Origin of the sequence: Shinella sp., from assembly GCF_052438155.1 — a bacterium.
Lineage (GTDB): Bacteria > Pseudomonadota > Alphaproteobacteria > Rhizobiales > Rhizobiaceae > Shinella.
In genome coordinates this window covers 433626-450281 of the sequence record NZ_JBQVPI010000001.1, presented here as the reverse complement: position 1 = coordinate 450281, position 16656 = coordinate 433626, and the positions used below count along the sequence as shown (strand labels likewise).

General features: G+C 63.6%; 12 protein-coding genes. 1 reads left to right on the top strand and 11 read right to left on the bottom strand.

The features are described 5' to 3' along the window. Positions 1 to 99: 99 nt before the first annotated feature. The 5 genes from ACT6VE_RS02115 to ACT6VE_RS02095 all read right to left on the bottom strand — a co-directional run bounded on the left by ACT6VE_RS02115 (position 100) and on the right by ACT6VE_RS02095 (position 7603). On the bottom strand, positions 100 to 2448 hold the full coding sequence (locus ACT6VE_RS02115) for a cellulose biosynthesis cyclic di-GMP-binding regulatory protein BcsB (protein WP_444796965.1): 2349 nt from the start codon (positions 2446 to 2448) through the stop codon (positions 100 to 102). Further along, on the bottom strand, positions 2448 to 4616 hold the full coding sequence (gene bcsA / locus ACT6VE_RS02110; RefSeq protein ID WP_444796964.1) for a UDP-forming cellulose synthase catalytic subunit: 2169 nt from the start codon (positions 4614 to 4616) through the stop codon (positions 2448 to 2450). Before bcsA ends, ACT6VE_RS02115 begins: the two co-directional genes overlap by 1 nt. A gap of 85 nt (positions 4617 to 4701) precedes the next feature. Next, positions 4702 to 5664, bottom strand: coding sequence for a cellulose biosynthesis protein BcsN (bcsN, locus tag ACT6VE_RS02105; RefSeq protein ID WP_444796963.1), 963 nt, complete (start codon positions 5662 to 5664; stop codon positions 4702 to 4704). Between the two features lie 53 nt (positions 5665 to 5717). Beyond that, positions 5718 to 6497: a LytR/AlgR family response regulator transcription factor gene (locus ACT6VE_RS02100; RefSeq protein WP_444796962.1), complete on the bottom strand. Its 780-nt coding sequence runs from the start codon at positions 6495 to 6497 to the stop codon at positions 5718 to 5720. Next, the gene (locus ACT6VE_RS02095) at positions 6494 to 7603 is read right to left on the bottom strand and encodes a sensor histidine kinase (RefSeq protein WP_444796961.1); all 1110 of its coding nucleotides are present in this window, start codon (positions 7601 to 7603) and stop codon (positions 6494 to 6496) included. Before ACT6VE_RS02095 ends, ACT6VE_RS02100 begins: the two co-directional genes overlap by 4 nt. Positions 7604 to 7879: 276 nt before the next feature. Here ACT6VE_RS02095 and ACT6VE_RS02090 point away from each other — a divergent pair, with 276 nt between their 5' ends. Further along, entirely contained in the window at positions 7880 to 9946 is a 2067-nt protein-coding gene (locus ACT6VE_RS02090; protein ID WP_444796960.1) for a pre-peptidase C-terminal domain-containing protein, read from the top strand. Between the two features lie 108 nt (positions 9947 to 10054). Here the strand turns inward: ACT6VE_RS02090 and ACT6VE_RS02085 are convergent, their stop codons facing one another. The 6 genes from ACT6VE_RS02085 to ACT6VE_RS02060 all read right to left on the bottom strand — a co-directional run bounded on the left by ACT6VE_RS02085 (position 10055) and on the right by ACT6VE_RS02060 (position 16589). After that, positions 10055 to 10540 (bottom strand): GlcG/HbpS family heme-binding protein, encoded by a 486-nt coding sequence (locus ACT6VE_RS02085; protein WP_444796959.1) that lies wholly within the window; start codon positions 10538 to 10540, stop codon positions 10055 to 10057. 108 nt (positions 10541 to 10648) lie between these two features. Further along, the gene (locus ACT6VE_RS02080; RefSeq protein ID WP_444796958.1) at positions 10649 to 11245 is read right to left on the bottom strand and encodes a response regulator transcription factor; all 597 of its coding nucleotides are present in this window, start codon (positions 11243 to 11245) and stop codon (positions 10649 to 10651) included. Beyond that, entirely contained in the window at positions 11242 to 12870 is a 1629-nt protein-coding gene (locus tag ACT6VE_RS02075; RefSeq protein WP_444796957.1) for a sensor histidine kinase, read from the bottom strand. The genes ACT6VE_RS02080 and ACT6VE_RS02075 overlap by 4 nt, the downstream gene beginning before the upstream one ends. Before the next feature lie 36 nt (positions 12871 to 12906). Beyond that, positions 12907 to 14352: an amidohydrolase family protein gene (locus ACT6VE_RS02070; protein WP_444796956.1), complete on the bottom strand. Its 1446-nt coding sequence runs from the start codon at positions 14350 to 14352 to the stop codon at positions 12907 to 12909. Next, a complete protein-coding gene (locus ACT6VE_RS02065) occupies positions 14345 to 15439 on the bottom strand; it encodes an amino acid ABC transporter permease (protein WP_444796955.1) in 1095 nt (364 codons plus the stop codon). The genes ACT6VE_RS02070 and ACT6VE_RS02065 overlap by 8 nt, the downstream gene beginning before the upstream one ends. 1 nt (position 15440) lies before the next feature. Continuing rightward, entirely contained in the window at positions 15441 to 16589 is a 1149-nt protein-coding gene (locus ACT6VE_RS02060; RefSeq protein WP_444796954.1) for an amino acid ABC transporter permease, read from the bottom strand. Between the last annotated feature and the right edge of the window lie 67 nt (positions 16590 to 16656).

Below are 16656 nucleotides of genomic sequence, written 5' to 3'. Positions count from 1 at the left end.
ATGCGTCAGGAACGCAGGAACATGTCGCCACGTCCCCCAAGAAGAGCCAACCAACCTTGATAAAAGCGCGTTAGGGTTAATCCCCGGTAAACGGGCCGGTCAGGATGTACGTCCGAAGCGCCGCAAGAGCCCCGATGTGGCGATACCGAGAAGGATCGACAGGGCACAGAACACCGCAGCATAGGCAAGAATATTGGAGGAGAGCCAGTTCGCGGCGACAAGCCGCATATTGGCAAAGCTCCAGGGCTGTGTGGCGACGAACCGGGTGCGGCCTACCGCCCGCGTGTCGAGCGCTTCCGAACTCTTGCTGTCCAGGCTGACATGGCCGTCGAGCTGCTGCCAGCGAAAATCCTGCGCCACGGCGGCCATGCCGGCTTCAAGGTCAGCACCGGTCGGCGCAGAGAGCACCGTCCAGGTTGCCGTGCGCTCCGGACTGTCGCCCTGTGCGACGAAGAAGCGCGCGGTATCGTCAGGCTCGATCGCCGCCTCCTCGCCCGGCAGCAGGCGAAGTGACGAAATCGAAATATCGAGCGTCTCCTGCAACCAGGTTTCCAACGCGGAAATCTGTCCGTTCCACGAGCCCTCCCGCACTCTCGATTGCCATGAATCGAATGTCTCCCGTGTCGCCTCCTTCCGTCCCTCGCCCTCGACCTGCGCCCCCCAGGAAGAGGCACTTTCGGCAACGATATGCGTCTGGGTGAGCACCAGCGGTGGAAGCTGGGAAATCGTGCCGACCAGGATGGCATTGCGTTCGCCGATCGCCAGCGCCGACGCTTCCGGCCGGACCAGCAGGGCACGCCCGCTCGACACTGCCACCTTGCCGAGGAAGGTAGCACCCGTCGAAAGCGTCGCGGGATCGAGACGATCGAGATAGAGCGCGGCCGGATCAACCTGGCCATTGTAGGGGAACCCGGTTCCCGAAAGTGCGGCAAGGTTGGGCAACTGCCCGATGCGGGCAAAGCGCGGCATCCGGAATTCAGACGTATCGAAGAGCGCAAAACGCGGTTCCTCCAGCGCGCTGGCGCCGGGCGCGCAGACGGTATCCGCCTGGGTCATGAGAACCGCTTCAATGTCGATGCGATTCGGCCCGGGCCGGAAATGCCGCATGGTCACGCGGATCGGCAGGTGGCGGAAGATGCCGCCGTTCCGGTCGGTGATCGGCACCGTCGAGGCGATGTTGCCGTTGACATAGATGTCCACATGGCTGCCGGGGAGCACTTCGGGCGAATAGGCCGCATCGAGCAGCAGCGTCGCTTCGCCATAGGCTTCAGCGTAGAAATCCGACGGAATACCGAGATCGAAACCGGTGCGGAAACGGCGCCCGCTGAATTCGCTGGTGCGCGCGCCGAAGGAGGCCAGCGTGCGCGTGGTGGCACCGGTCAGGAGCGGCATCTCGCTGGCATTGCGCTGGCGCACGCTCAAGGCTTCGCGCGAAACCCCGAGCGGGCGGTCGATCGGCGAGACCATTCCCTCCACCGCCCCTTCAATCGACGGCCAGTCGGGGCCGCTGACGACGAAGACCTTGCGGTCGCCGGCCGGTGCATCCACGAAGGTGGCGACGGCCGACGTCCGCGCCGTGGCAGGCAGGCCCGGCAGCAGCGGCGCGAGATCGCCGGCGGTGCCGACCAGCACCGTCAGTTCGCCGGCGGCCGCTGTCGCCGGCATTGTATCGACGACGGCAAAAGTCTGGTTCGGCATCTTTGCCATCAGCGCCAGGCCCTGGCTGAGACGCATCAACGCATTGGTGCTGGCGGGCTGGCCCATTTCCGGCACGACCATGACAAATTTCGTCTGGCCGGTCGGGCCCAGGCCAATGGCCGCGATGTCGTCCGTCGTCAGCAACCGGCCGCTCTTATCCGCCGGCAGTGTGAGGTAGGTGCGCGCGGGATCGAGCGCCGTCCACAGGTCATAGGTGGAGCGGATCGTGCAGTCGGTGCGATGGCGGTGGATGGCGTTGAAACTGACCCGGTTGACGCCCGGCCGCAGCAGGCCGGTCGGAAGGTCGAAGCGGATATCCTTCGTGCCCTCCGCCGATTGCACCGGCACCTCCCCCACCATGACGTCGTTGACGATGACGGTGAGCCTCGAGGATTCGGGCGCTATCACGACGGCGTTGGAATAGCCGAGGCTGATCGACGTCGCGCCGGCCGCCTGTTGCGGGGTTAGAAAGACCGGGAAGGACTGGCCGGCAGTTTCACCTTCGAGAAGCAGAGACTTCGCGGGGATGATGTAGCGCCGGATGGCAAGGTCGGGCGTGACCGCCTTCTTTTCCGGCACCTTCATATCCTTGACCGTGGCGCCGGCGCCGCTTTGCTCCGGTGTCTTTTCAACGGTCGGGCCGCGCTCCCCCGACATGTCAAAGGGTGTCGATCCCTCCTGCGCGAAGGCGACCGAGGCGGCAAGAGACAGGGCGAGGCCGAAGAGAACGGCTTTTGCACACACGGACATCACGCCGCCTCCCCCTTGCGCCCGCCTCGCATACTGCGCACCAGATAGAGAAGCCCGCGGCTGGTCTGGAAGACTGCGATGCCGAGAAACCACAGCGAACCACGGAAGAGGCCGGGATTGTAGCGCCGCGACACCTGGAAATCGCTCCACTGGTTGGAATTTGCAAAAATCAGGTCGGCGACGAGCGAATGGTGCCGCGCAACCTGCGGCATGAACCGGCAGCCGACGGCGACGACACTGCCGAGATTTTCGACATTTCGCACATCGACCGGCAATGCCTCTTCCTGCTCGGAGCCATAGGGCGTGAAGCGGAGAAAACAGCCTTCACCGACTGCAATGTCCGGCTCCAGCCCGAAAACCTGCACGCGCGCGCCATTGGCCGAGACATTTTCCAATGTCGAAGGATATTCGCGCTCGCCGGCGATGAAGGTGCAGCGGCGCTTGACCGTTACGCGCCGGCTGGACGCCTTCTCGCTGCGCTCCGAGACGACGCCGAGGGCACAGCCGGCGATGATGAGGTTCAGCAGGTTCCAGCCGCCGACGACGAAGGTGACGTCCGCCTTGTAAGGCTCGGAATAGAAACGGTAGATGCTCATAAGGAAGGCGACGAACAGGATGCCGAAGATGACGAAGAACGGGCGGCTGATTTCCGAAAGACGCGCCACCTTGATCGACTCGTCCTTCGCCGTGACCTTGAAGGTCGGCTTGGTCGGATTGAGCATCACCGACACGACGGCGGGCAAGAGATGCACGCTCTGCACATATTCGTAGAGTTCGGAAATCCACGGCCAGCGGAACGAGCCGTAAAGATAGTTCTGCATCATCAGGTTCACGAGCATGTAGGCGAACGTATAGCCGAGGAATTCGCCGCCCGACGCCGTGAAGATTTCGAGATCGAAGAACAGGTAGAAAAGCGGCGCGAACAGGAAGATCGTGCGCGGGAACGGGAACAGCCAGAACAGCATGGACGACATGTAACAGAGGCGCTGCGGCAGCGAGAGCCCACGCTTGAACAGCGGAAAACGGAAGCGCAGGATCTGCATCATGCCCTGCGCCCAGCGGCTGCGCTGGCCGATGAAGCTGGCGAAGGTGGCGGGCTGCAGGCCGGCGATCAGCGGTTTGTCGACATAGACGCTGCTCCAGCCGCGGGAATGCAACTCCAGCGCCGTCTCGCAGTCCTCGGTGATCGAAAGGCCGCTGAAGCCGCCGGCCTCGTTGAGCGCGCGGCGGCTGAGCAACGCTGCGGAGCCGCAGAAAAAGGCAGCGTTCCACTTGTCGAGGCCGCGCTGGATGATGCCGTAGAACATCTCGTTCTCGCTCGGCATCGTCTCGAACGTGCGCAGATTACGCTCCAGCGGATCCGGGTTCAGGAAGAAATGCGGCGTCTGGACGAGGAACAATTTGGGATCGTCGGCAAAATAGCCGACGGTTTCGCGCAGGAAATCGCGCGCGGGGGCATGGTCCGCATCGAAGACGGCGATCAGCTCGCCGGTCGAATGCTGCATGCCGTTGTTCATGTTGCCGGCCTTGGCATGCTCGTTGCGGGCCCGGGTGAGATAGTTGACGTTAAGGTCGCGGCAAAGCGCCTGAAGCTCCCGATGACGGGCGGTCGCCGTCTGCGCCTCGATCACCGCGGCCGCATTGCGCTTCTGCTCCGTGCCGCCATCGTCGAGCAGCCAGACCGTGAGCTTGTCGGCCGGATAGTCCAAAGCCTTGGCGGCGGCGAGCGTGTTGGCGAGAAGGGCGGTATCCTCGTTGTAGCTCGGCACGAAGACATCGACCGAGGGAAGTGGCCCCCCGCCTGCCGCCCGGCTTTTGCGCGGCGGCAACGGCATCGCGACCACGAAGAGGCTGAGCGCCAGCATCATCACGCTGTACATTTCGGCGAGGTAGAGCAGGAAACCGGGGATGAAGTTTTCGAGCTGGTTCAACGGCGGCAGCGTGCTGGTCGTGCGCCAATAGACATAACGCAGCACGACGGCCGTGCCGAAGGCGAGCGCAATCAGCCGCCAGATACCCTCGGCGCGCAGCACCTTGATCACCGCCATAAACGTCACGACCGCGATGCTCGCTATGAGCTGCGTCTGCAAATTGATCGGCAGGGTGATCACAAGAATCACAAGGGCAGAGACAAGCGCCCACAGAATGATCGTACCGGTATGTCTCATATGCCGTCCTTCGCCGTCATAGCGCCTGTCCGGAACCTTACGCACCATTATGTTAAGCAAAAATTAGGGCGGCGCACCCAATAAATCAATTACAGGTTGCCGATCCAGATGCGTCAGCAACACAAACGGGTGACGGCACGACCACCGCTTCATCCCCTGTCACCGCTGCGCCGCCGGATGGCGAGGGAACCAGCACGGCCTTGTCCGTATCGATTGCATCCACCGCCCGCGCAGGCTTTTCTTCCGACAACCGCCGTTCCCTGACACTGCGCTGCGGCGTCTCCACGCGCACGGCGACCGGAACCTTACGCTCCTCGACTGCAACCCGAAGCGGTTCTCCGCCGCCGATCTGGCGATCGACGGATGCCGGCGTGCCGTAGGGGTTCCACGTCTTGCCAGCGAAGCCGCCGACGATGGTGTAACCATACATCAGTTCGACCAGGTCTTTCTCCGAAGCGCCCGACTGGCAGACCCTCAGACGGATCTGGATCATCCCCGAACTGTTCATCCGGTTGCGTTCCGCCTCGTCCGAGCGGACCTGCTGCCAGCCGTAGAGGCAGCTGTCGTCGCCCGCCCCGCGCCCGTAGGCATAGCCGAACGGCCCATAGCTGTTGCGCACGAAATTGGACGAGATCGCAATCGGACGCCCCCCGAAGGTGCTCCGGATTTCCGACCGAATCGCCGAATGCAGGACCGGCTTGAAGGCAAGCGTACCGCCCGACATCGCCACGGTCTCCGCCGGGCCGAAGGCCTGGATGCTCAGGAAATTCTGCCCCGACGTCGCCGCCGACGTGGAAAGCGCGACCTGCTGTTGGATCGCGTTGGTGTACTGGCGCTGAATCACGCTGACGATCGAAAGCGTTCCTGGCGCGGGAAGCACCAGTGCGCTGGTGGCAGGGACCGTCGTGGACTGTGTCGCAATGCCGACACCCGGCCGCGCTGCACAGCCGCCGACCAATGCCGCCGCCGCAATCGCTGCGCCAAGGGCCGCCCTACGGAACGCCCTGCCGTCACGATCAAAAAAACGAATCGCCGCCGAATCATCCATACAGCACTCATATTTCGCACTGGCGTGAATAGGAATGCCCAGAAATAATGAGACTACGGCGCCACCAGCTTCATGCAAGACAGGTAGCTGCGCCCGATGCGCACTTGGCTGCCATCCTGAAGCTCTGCCGCCCATGCGCCATGCCGCCCCCGGCGAAACCCCTTGATCGCCTCGGTGCGCAGGATCGTGCTGCGATGCACGCGGATGAATTGCTCCGCCGGCAGGCGGCTTTCGAGCGAGGCCAGCGTCTCGTCGAGCAGGTAGGTTTCACCGTCCGCATAGATACGGGCATAGTCCCGCTCTGCATCGATACGCGTCACACCGGCGGCAGCCACACGCACCAGCCGGCCGCGCGAGCGCACCCAAAACGGCGGCAGACCATTTTGCTCCTGCCGCACCGCCTGGCGAAGCGCTTCGAACGCCGCTGTCAGCTCCGTCAGCCGTTCGGCTGCATTGCGCGTTCCGATGCGTTGCCGGACACGCGTGAGCGCGGCGGCAAGGCGCCCTTCCTCCACCGGCTTCGTCAGATAATCGACAGCATCGGCAGAGAAGGCGGGCAGCGCATAGTGGCCAAAGGCGGTGACGAAGACGATAGCGGGAGGATTGTCCCTGAGCGCATCGACAACATCGAAACCGTCGCCACCGGGCATGCGGACATCGAGAAACAGAAGATCCGGTGCGTGGTTGCGCGCGACGTCGATGGCAGCGGCGACATCGCCTGCCTCCGCGACCACGCGCACGCCGCCGATCGATGCCAGCAGGCGCGAAAGACGCCGACGCGCGATCGGCTCGTCATCGACGACGATCGCCGTCACGTCCGGGGTTTCCGTCATGAACGCACCAGCGGCAGGATCAACGAGACAGCGAAACGGCCGGGTCGGACATAGCCGCTGGAAAGTGTCGCCCCTTCTGGAAAATGGGTTGCCATGCGGTCGGCAACATTCCTGAGCCCGATGCCCATGCCCGCCGGCAGCGCACCCGTCATTTCCAAGGGCACGTCATTTTCGACGGTCAGGGCAAGCGCCCCATCCTTCACCTCGGCACGCAGCGCGATCTCCACGGCGCCGCGCGTCGCACCGACACCGTACTTCACCGCATTCTCTAAGATCGGCTGAAGAATGAGCGGCGGGACACGAACAGTCTGTGCCGCGTCGTCCACCGAGAACACGACGTTCATGCGATCGGAAAAGCGCGTGCTTTCCACCGCAAGATAGTCCGATTGCAAGGCCAGTTCCTCATGCAGGGGAATGTCCTCTGTCGGATCAAGCGACAGGGTCTTGCGCAGGAAACCGGAGAGTTGGAGCACCATCGCGCGCGCATTGGTATTGGCCCCCTCCTCGATGAGCCCGGCCATCGAATTCAGGGTATTGAACAGGAAATGTGGATTGACCTGATAGGCGAGTGCGCGCATCTGCGCCGACAGGGCCTCCTCCCTCAGCGCCGCCATCCGGCGCTCGCCTTCGGCAAGTGCAAAGCTGTAGCTGAGCGCGAGATAGAGGCAGCACCAGCCGAAGAACAGCGACATGCCGAAAATCAGCCCGAAGGCTAACTCGCGCCTGTCTAGAAGCGCCGGCTCCGGATAGACGCACACGAGATAGATAAGGAAATCGATGCCCGCCGAAATCGGCGTTGCAAGCAGGGAAAGGCCGAAGGCAGCCACGGCCTGCTGCCACAAGGGCCGGGCGAGCGTCCGTTTCAACAGCCAGGTCATCCCGATGGTGAGCATCAGCGCAAAAGCGATCGACGCAAGCTTGCCCGGCGCCGATTCGACCGGATCAGTTCCGGCAACGGCCCACAACACGCTGGTCGACACGAATACGGCGGCCCAATAGGCAGCGGCAAGCTTGCGAATGGCCGCGCGTTGCTCCGCCCGCGCAAAGTCGCGTCCCTTGTCGCCCCGCGCCGCCAGACCGAAGCCGGTCTCGGTCAGACTGGCCATTTTGTACCTCGCATTCCGCTACATCCTGTGCGGGACTATTTCTCGCAATGGCCCGACTGTCGATAGACGCTCGTCGCCACCAGAACACCATTCGCAGAAAATCGCTCACTCCGGTTACCCCGCCATGCTCTGTGCCAAGCGCGGCGGGAACGATCGAGATTCGGCGACCAGCAAGATTTTTCGTGCGGTCGACGATTGATCCTGCCGTGCCGCACGCGGGTTTTGCCGTCCGCCGCAGCCAACAGAATCCCGTATCGATTTCGAGGAGTTCATTCCATGTCCAGCATTCCCGGCAACACATCGACGAACGCAACCATCATCAAGGGGCAGACCATCAAGAATGCCCTGACATCGGCCGGCGACGCCGACTGGTACAAGGCCGCCTTCTCCGCAGGGCTCGACTACGGCTTCCGCCTTTCCGGCGACGGTTCCGGCTCGACCCTGCCTGATCCTGATCTCTATCTCTACGATGCCAACGGCACCTACATCAAAGGCGACACGAACTACAGCAACAGCAGTACCACGGTGAACTTCTCTGCGCTCGCCGGCGGCACCTACTTCGTGGGCGTTGATGACAATGGTAGCGACATTGGCAACTACATTCTCACCTGGCTCGGCAACGACACGATCCGCCGTGACGTCAACACGACGTCGACGCTCTCCCAGGGGCAGACCGTTTCGAGCGCTCTGGATGTCTCCGGCGATTCCGACTGGTTCAAGATCAGCATGAAGGCCGGCCTCGACTACGGCTTCGTCGTCTCGGGTGACGGCAGTGGCTCATCGGCGCCCGACGCGGACCTGTTCCTGCGCGATGCCAACGGCAACTTGCTTGCCGGCGACACGAACTATAGCAACGCCAGCTACTCGCTCGCCTATGCCGCAAGCCAGACCGGTACCTACTTCCTCGACGTCAGGGACACTTCGGATACCGGTAACTACAAACTGAGCTGGGTCGGCGCCGATACGATCCTGCGCAACATCTCGACCACCGCTACGCTCGCCACCGGCAAGAGCATCACGAGCGCCGTGGACGTAAAGGGTGATTCCGACTGGTTCAAGGTCACCCTCAAGGCCGGCATCAGCTATGCCTTCACCGTAACCGGCACCGGCACGAGCGGCCTGCCGGATGGCGACATCTTCCTGCGCGATGCCAACGGCACCCGCGTGGCGGGTGAGACGAACTACTCAAATGCCACCGGCCTCGTCACCTTCACCCCCACGGCCGGCGGTACCTACTTCATCGACGTCCAGGACAGTGGCGGCGACATCGGCAAGTACATCGTCGCCAATCCCAGCCTCGACACCATCTTCAACAACACGAAAACGACCAGCAGCATCCTGGTCGGCAGAACCCTCGGCGGCAAGATCGATGTCCAGGCGGACAGCGACTGGTACGGCTTCACCGTCAAGGCCGGCGTCACCTACAAGTTCACGGCAGGCGGCAACGGCAGCACGCCCGCAAGCGGCGTCAAGCTGGTCCTGCGTGATGCGAACGGCAATGTGATCTCCTCGGACGCCGACACGTCCGCCGTCATCGAGTTCACGGCAAGCAATTCCGGCAAGATCTTCCTTGATGTCGCGGGCTACTCTTCCTCCGTCAAGGGCAACTTCTTCCTTTCCGCCATATCCAATGAATCATCGCTCAAAGGCACGTCGGGTGCCGACGGCATCACGGGTGGCGACAACAACACGACGATCTTCGGCTATGCCGGAAACGACAGGCTGAGCGGCGGAGGCGGCAATGACGTGCTGGTCGGTGGCATTGGAGCCGACAAGCTTGAGGGTGGAAGCGGCACCGACGTGGCCTCCTATAAGGATGCGACGTCCGGCGTCGTGGCCAGCCTGGCGAACCCGTCGCTCAACAGTGGTGAAGCGAAAGGCGACACGTATTCGTCGATCGAGGGGCTCACAGGCTCGGCGCATGCCGACATCCTGTCGGGCGACAGCGGCGCAAACCGGCTGAGCGGCGCTGCCGGCAATGACAAGCTCTATGGCGGCGCTGGTGCCGACGAGCTCTACGGTGGCTCTGGTGCGGATACCTTCCTGTTCAAGAGCTACAAGGACAGCATCATCACCGCACGGGATGTGATCTACGACTTCTCGCAAAGCCAGGGCGACAAGATCGACCTTTCCACCATCGATGCACGCAGCACGCAATCGGGCAACCAAGCTTTCAATTTCATCGGTGAAAAAGCCTTCAGCAACAAGGCTGGCGAACTGCGCTACGACAACAAGAACGGCGACACCTTCCTCTATGGGGACGTCAACGGTGACGGGAAGTTCGACCTCGCCATCCGCCTCGACAATACGATCGAGTTCGTGAAGGGCGATTTCATTCTCTAGATACCAAGCGTGGAGGCGCGGCCTCCACGCCAACCGGCAGAAAGCCACGCAAAAAGCCCCGGCGTCAGCACGACGCCGGGGCTTCTTTCATTCTGGACGAAGCTTGGCTTACTTCAGCTTGGCGCTGACAGCGTCGATGCCGGCGCGGGCGCATTCGTCGTCAATGTCGCCGCTCGGTGCACCACCGACGCCGATGGCACCGATGGTTTCTTCACCGACCTTCACCGGAACGCCGCCGGCCAGCACGAGCAGGCCTTGGATCGAAACGAGCTGTGCTGCAGCCGGGTTCTTGCCGACGTTTTCAGCGATCTTCTGGGTCGGCATGCGCATGGAAGCAGCCGTGAACGCCTTGCGCACCGCGCTGTCGAGCGTGTGCGGGCCGGCGCGGTCAGCGCGCAGGACGGCGCGGGTGATGCCGGCACGGTCGACGACGGCGACCGTCACGTTGAACTTCTTGGCAGCGCAGGCCTTGACGGCAGCATCCGCAGCTTCGACCGCGATGTCGAGCGGCATGTTACGCTCGGTGAGGACTTCGGCATGAGCAGCGCCGACGAGGGTCAGAGCGGCAAAGGCGGTGGCAACGAACGTCTTCATGTCTATCTCCATCTGGGGCCGCTCGGTCTCGTTGGCGGCGACGGCCCTCTTTTCGGAGATTCTCGCCCGCCGCGGTATCGGTGGACTGACGGAGTATGGTCCGTAGGGCTACGGAGCCTGCCCGATCAGCGCGAGCCGCGCAAACTCCGCCACCGAGGTCGTGCCGAGTTTCTGGGCGATGTTCGCCCGGTGCGTATCCACCGTGCGGGGCGACAGTCGCAGTGTTTCTGCAATTTCCCGCGTGGACCAGCCGCGGCCGACCATGTCCAGCACCTCGCGCTCACGATCGGTGAGCTGGGCGACGAGCTGCGCCGCCTCCGCCCGCTCCGCCTGCTGATCCAGCGCGCTAGAGGCCTGCTGCAGCGCCTCGATCAGCACCTGCTCGTCGATCGGCTTCGTCAGGAAATCGACGACGCCTGCTTTGAAGGCCCGGCGACAGGCATGCACGTCGCCATGGCCAGTGCAGATGATCGTCGGCCAGTCGCAGCCGATCGCACCGAGCTTTTCATGCAATTGCAAGCCGGTGATCGCCGGCATACGCAGATCGAGCAACAGCACCCCCGGCTTGAGTTTCGGCGCCCGCGCCAGGAAGGCGGTCGGATCGCCGAACGTTTCGATGCGGATGCCGTAGGTGCCGAGGAGCAGCGACAATGCGTTGCGCACCCCCTCGTCGTCATCGACCAGATAGACCGGCGCCATCGTCATTCCGCTGCTTCCTCTCGTCTTTCCGTTTCCCGCGCCGCCGGAAGCCGCACGGTAAAGACCGCGCCGCCGGCCGCCCCGTTCTCCCCTGCAATGCTGCCGTCGAAGCGTTCGACGATGCTTTCGCACAGGCTCAACCCCAGCCCCATGCCGTCCGGCTTGCTGGAGAAGAACGGCTCGAACAGCCGCGGCAGGATATCGAAGGGAATGCCGGTTCCATTGTCGGAGACAACGATCTCGAAACTGTCTGCCGAGCCCGGTCTCAATGAGACCAGAACCCGGCCATCTGCCCTACCGGCCTGCTCCACCGCATCGGCAGCGTTGCGGATGAGATTGTGGATCACCTGCTCGATCTCCACCGGATCAATCCGTGCCAGGGCCGGCGCCTCGGGCAGTTCGACGTCAAGCACGATGCCACGCCGATCGAGGTCGATACGCGACAGTGCCACAATATCGGCGACGTGGCGACCCAGGTCGTGCACCCCCGCCTCCAGGGCGCTCTTTCCGACATAGGCACGCAGCCGCACGAGAATATCGGCCGCGCGCTTGGCCTGGAGCACATTGGCGGCGAGCACGCTATCGATCGGTGTATCCTGCAAGCCGCTTGCCGCCGCGATGCGCCGTCCCGCCTGGCTCTGGCTCAGCAGTGCCGTCAGCGGCTGGGTCAGTTCATGGGCGATGCCGGAGGCCATTTCGCCCATGCTGTTGATGCGCAGCGCATGGGCAAGCTTCGTTTCGTGCTGGCGCAGCGCCTCCCGCCGGGACGCGGCCTCCGCCACCTCGCGGGCAAGGGCCGCATCCTGCCTGTGTCGCAGCAGCGAACGCACGAGCACGAGGCCGGCAAGCGAGATCGCTGCGAACAGGGCGAAAGGCAGCGGAGGAAGAAGCTGCGGCAAGGTGACCTGCCGCTGCACGGAAAGCCGCAATGGCTGCGTGGCGCTTGCGACCGGCGCTTCGAAACGAACGGTGCGGGCGAGAAATGAGGATGCCGCCGGCTGTCTTGCACCGACCTCCAGCAACAATCCCTTTGCCGTCGAAAGCGCCAGCGCGGCCCAGCGCGGCAATTCTTCACCCTCGACGAGTTTTGCGCCGTCGATGTCGAGGCTGACCGCCATCGTATCGTTCATGCGTTTCATGAGCCGATAATGGCCGGGCTTGCCATCCGGACCATAGGCCGCCTTGCCGGATGCAAGCCCCTCCACGGCACGAGCAACCTCCGCCGGATCCACCGTCGAACCGTCGGCGGACGTCGCCGAACTCACCACGCTCGCCTCCCCACCCGGCGACAGGCGGATAAGATCGATGGCGACGATGCGCGGATAGAACCGCAGGATCGATCGCGCGACGAGATCGAAATCCTGCGACGGCTGCGCCTGCGCGAGGCCAAGGGCGCTCAGGCTCGTCAGATGCGCATCATGCTGGGCGACACGCTGGGAAATCGCGCGTTGCAACGACCGACCGCTTTCCGACACTTCCTGCTCGAGCACCTGCCGGTGGCTTGCCGCCGAATAAAGACCGAAGGCTATAAGCAGCAGCAGCCAGCCGCCGGCAAGAGCGGCTGGGGAGCGAAGAAAGGTCAGGCGTCGATGCATCGAAGGTGAAGCCGGGTCGAGGGTCGGGGTGAGCATCATAGGACTTCCCCAACCCCTTGGCGATCCGCAGCATCACGGATGCGGCAGCACGGGCAAGGAGAGCGGCGCCAGCTCGGATGCCGATCGCCCACGCGGATCGTTCGCCTGCAGGCGACGCACCGTAAAGTCCTGCACCGCCTGCAATTCCGCCAGCGCTCCGTCATAGTCGACGCGGGTCGGCCGGTCGTTTTCCATGACGCAGGTGCCATCGACATAGACGGCCGCGACCGCGCGCTCGGCGGCGCAGTGCAACAGGTTGCGCAAGGGATCGTAAACCGGCTGCATGCCGGGATGCTTCAAGTCGATAAGCGAAAAATCCGCCTTGGCGCCCTTAGTTATGCGGCCAATGTCGCTGCGGCCGAGCGCCTTTGCCCCGGCGAGTGTCGCCACCTCGAAGATATCGGCCGTCGAGACGTCGAACACCGTGCCACCGGCAATGCGGGCATTGATCAGGGCCGTCCGCATCTCCTCCAGCATATTGAAGGGGTAACTGTCGGTGCCAAGCGCCACGTTCACGCCGCTGCGGCGATAGTGGCCGACCGATTGCAGCACCATGCCGCTCCGCGCGAAAGTGACGGGGCAATGGGCAACGCTCGTCCGGCTGGCGGCAAGACGGTCAAGATCGTCAGCCGTGCGTTGGCGCGTCCAGCTGTGGCTGTCGATGAAGATGCAATGGCCGAGGATGAGGTCCGGACCGAGGAGCCCGAGTTTTTCGAGATATTGCACGGCGGTGAGCCCGTGGCGGCACAACAGCTCCTCATGCTCGGCCATGGTCTGGGCAGCATGAATGGTGATCGGCACCTTGCGGCCGCGCGCGGCTTCCGCCGCCGCCTGCAACAGCTCCGGCGAGCAGGTCTCGACCTGCGCCGGGGCGACGATGCCGCCGAGCCGGCCGCAGGGATGCGCTTCGGCGGCATCGACCGTTTCCAGCGCGCGTGCAAAAGCCTCGCGGCCGCGCGCTTCGTTCCAGCGGAAATCGAGCCGGTGGCTGTTCTCGACATGCCAGGCAGCCTCGCGGAAACCGGGAGCGACATAGGCGCGCGCACCGCTTTGCGCCAGCGTCGGCAGCCAGCATTCGTGCGTGCCGGCAATGTCGACGAAAGTGGTGACGCCGCTGCGCAGCAGATCGCCGAGCATGACGGTAAGGGCCGCCTTCACCGCGTCGTCGCTGATCTCGACGAGCGTGGAATACTCGTACATCGCCTGGCCCCAGAGGGCGGCGGTGCCCTGGTCCTCGAACAGGCTTTTCGAGATTGGCTCCTCGCCGGAATGGCAATGCACGTTGACGAAGCCCGGCAGGACCATGCGGTCGCGGCCGGAGGTTTCCTGCGCGAACGGGCCGTCATAGCGGCCGCCGACGTGCAGGAAACCGCTTTCATCGAAGGCGACGTCGGCATCGTTGAGATAGGCATGGCCGCCGCTCGCCGCGTCATAGGCGACGACGGTCTGGGCGTTTCGGATGACGCTGATGTCAGGCATGGGTCGTCCTGAAATATCGTTCGAGGAAGCGGCTGTAGGCGCCCATCAGGGCACTGAAGGTGAAGTAGACGGCGGCGGCGACGAGGTAACCTTCGAGCACGGCGATGCCCTGCCATTCCGGATCGCGAATGGCGGACCGCACGGTGTCGAGGAAATCGACGAGACCGACGATGGTGACGAGCGTCGTATCCTGGAAGAAGCCGATGAACAGGCCGACCATCGGCGGAATGACCTTCTTCAGCGCCTGCGGCAGCACGATCTTGCGCATCACCTGCCAGTAGTGCAGCCCGAGCGACTTGCCGGCCTCATATTGGCCGGCCGGCACGTCCTGCAGGCCGCCGCGCACGATTTCGGCGATATAGGCGGAGGCGAAGAGGATGATCGCCACCTGCGCGCGGATCAATTTGTCGATGGTCACGCCATCCGGCATGAACAGCGGCAGCATGACCGTCGCCATGAAGAGAATGCTGATCAACGGCACGCCGCGCACGATCTCGATGAAGCCGACGGCCAGAACCCGGATCGCCGGCAGGTTGGAGGCACGCGCCAAGGCCAGCACGATGCCGAGCGGCATGGCGAGGGTCAACCCGATGAACGAGAGCAGGAAGGACAGCGGCAGGCCGCCCCAGCTCGTCGTCGCCACCGGCGTGAGGCCGAAAATGCCGCCCGCCATGAGAATGTAGAGCACCGGCACGATGGCAATGAGCCAGACGAAAAGTAGGTTCCGGCTCCAGAAGCGCGGCATCATCGAAACACCGCAGGCGCCAAAGAGCAGCAGAAGCGCCAGCAGTGGTCGCCATTGCTCCTCATAGGGGTAGAAGCCGAAGACCATGTAGCGCAGCTTTTGCGCCACGAAGGGCCAGCACGCGCCGCTTGCCGCCTTGCAGGCCTCGCCCGCACCGGAAAACACAGCGTCGACAACCAGCCAGCCGAAGGCCAGCTTGGCGATGAAAAGGATGCCGACAATCGACAGGAGACTGACGATTGTATTGCCGGGCGTGCCGAAATAGGCGGAGAGTTTGCCGAAACGCTGGGCAGTCGGCGCCGGCTGCGGCGGGGCCAGAGCAAGCATTTGGACGTCGGCCATATCAGCGCTCCTTCAGCGCGACATGCGCATTGTACCAGTTCATCACGAGCGAGATGGTGATCGACAGCGCCAGATAGACGCCCATGAAGATCGCGATGGTCTCGATCGCCTGGCCGGTCTGGTTCATCACGGTGTTGGAGACCATGACGAGGTCCGGATAGCCGATGGCAATCGCCAGGGAACTGTTCTTGAAGACGGTGAGATAGGTGTTGGTGAGCGGCGGGATGATGATGCGCAGCGCCTGCGGCAACACGACGAGGCGCATGGTTTTTCCACGCGCAAGCCCGAGTGCGGCAGACGCTTCCCACTGTCCCTTGTCGACCGCCTGGATGCCGGCGCGCACGATTTCCGCGACATTGGCAGAAACGCTGAGCGCCAGGCCGAAAAGCAGCGCCACGAATTCCGGCCGCACATGCAGCCCGCCCGTCAGGCGGAATTTGCCGGCGGTCGGGAAATCCCAGTCGGCAGCGAAGCCACCGGTGAACCAGAGCAGGAGTACGGGTGCAAGAAGCACGGCAATCGCGATCAGGCCGCCATGGTTCGACTGCCCCGTCGCAATACGCTTGCGTGTCGCCATCGTGCGGATGAAAAGTGCCGCGGCTGCACCGCCGACAAGGCAGGCGAACAGCGCAGCGCCACCGCTCTGCACGACGGCCGCCGGCACGACGAGACCGCTGTTGGAGAGGTAGACGCCCGGAAGAAGATTCAGCGCCTGCTTGACCGGCGGCAGGATCAGGATGATCAGCGAATACCAGAGGAAGAGATAGAGCAGCAGCGGCACGTTGCGCAAAAGCTCGACATAGACGAGCGCGAGGCGGGCGAGCAGCGGGTTGCGCGACATGCGGGCAATGCCCACCGCGAGGCCAAGCAACGTGCCGAAGATGGCGGCGAGCAGCGACACCTTCACCGTATTGGCGATGCCGACGAGGATCGCCCGGCCGACCGTATCGGTCGCCTCAAAGGCGATGGCCGACTCGGTGATGACGAAGCCGGCAGGTCGCGTCAGAAAGTCGAATCCGGTCGCGATGTTCTGCTTGGCAAGGTTGCCGCTCGCCGTCGCAAACATCGTCCAGCCGACGAGTGCCACGAAGCCGACCGCGACGACCTGATAAAAATAGGCGCGAAAGCGCATGTCATGCAGGAAAGCCATGAATCCTCGCCGCCAGACTTGGGAAAGAAATGGGCGCGCGCACCGCCATGCGCGCGCCCGGGGTGAT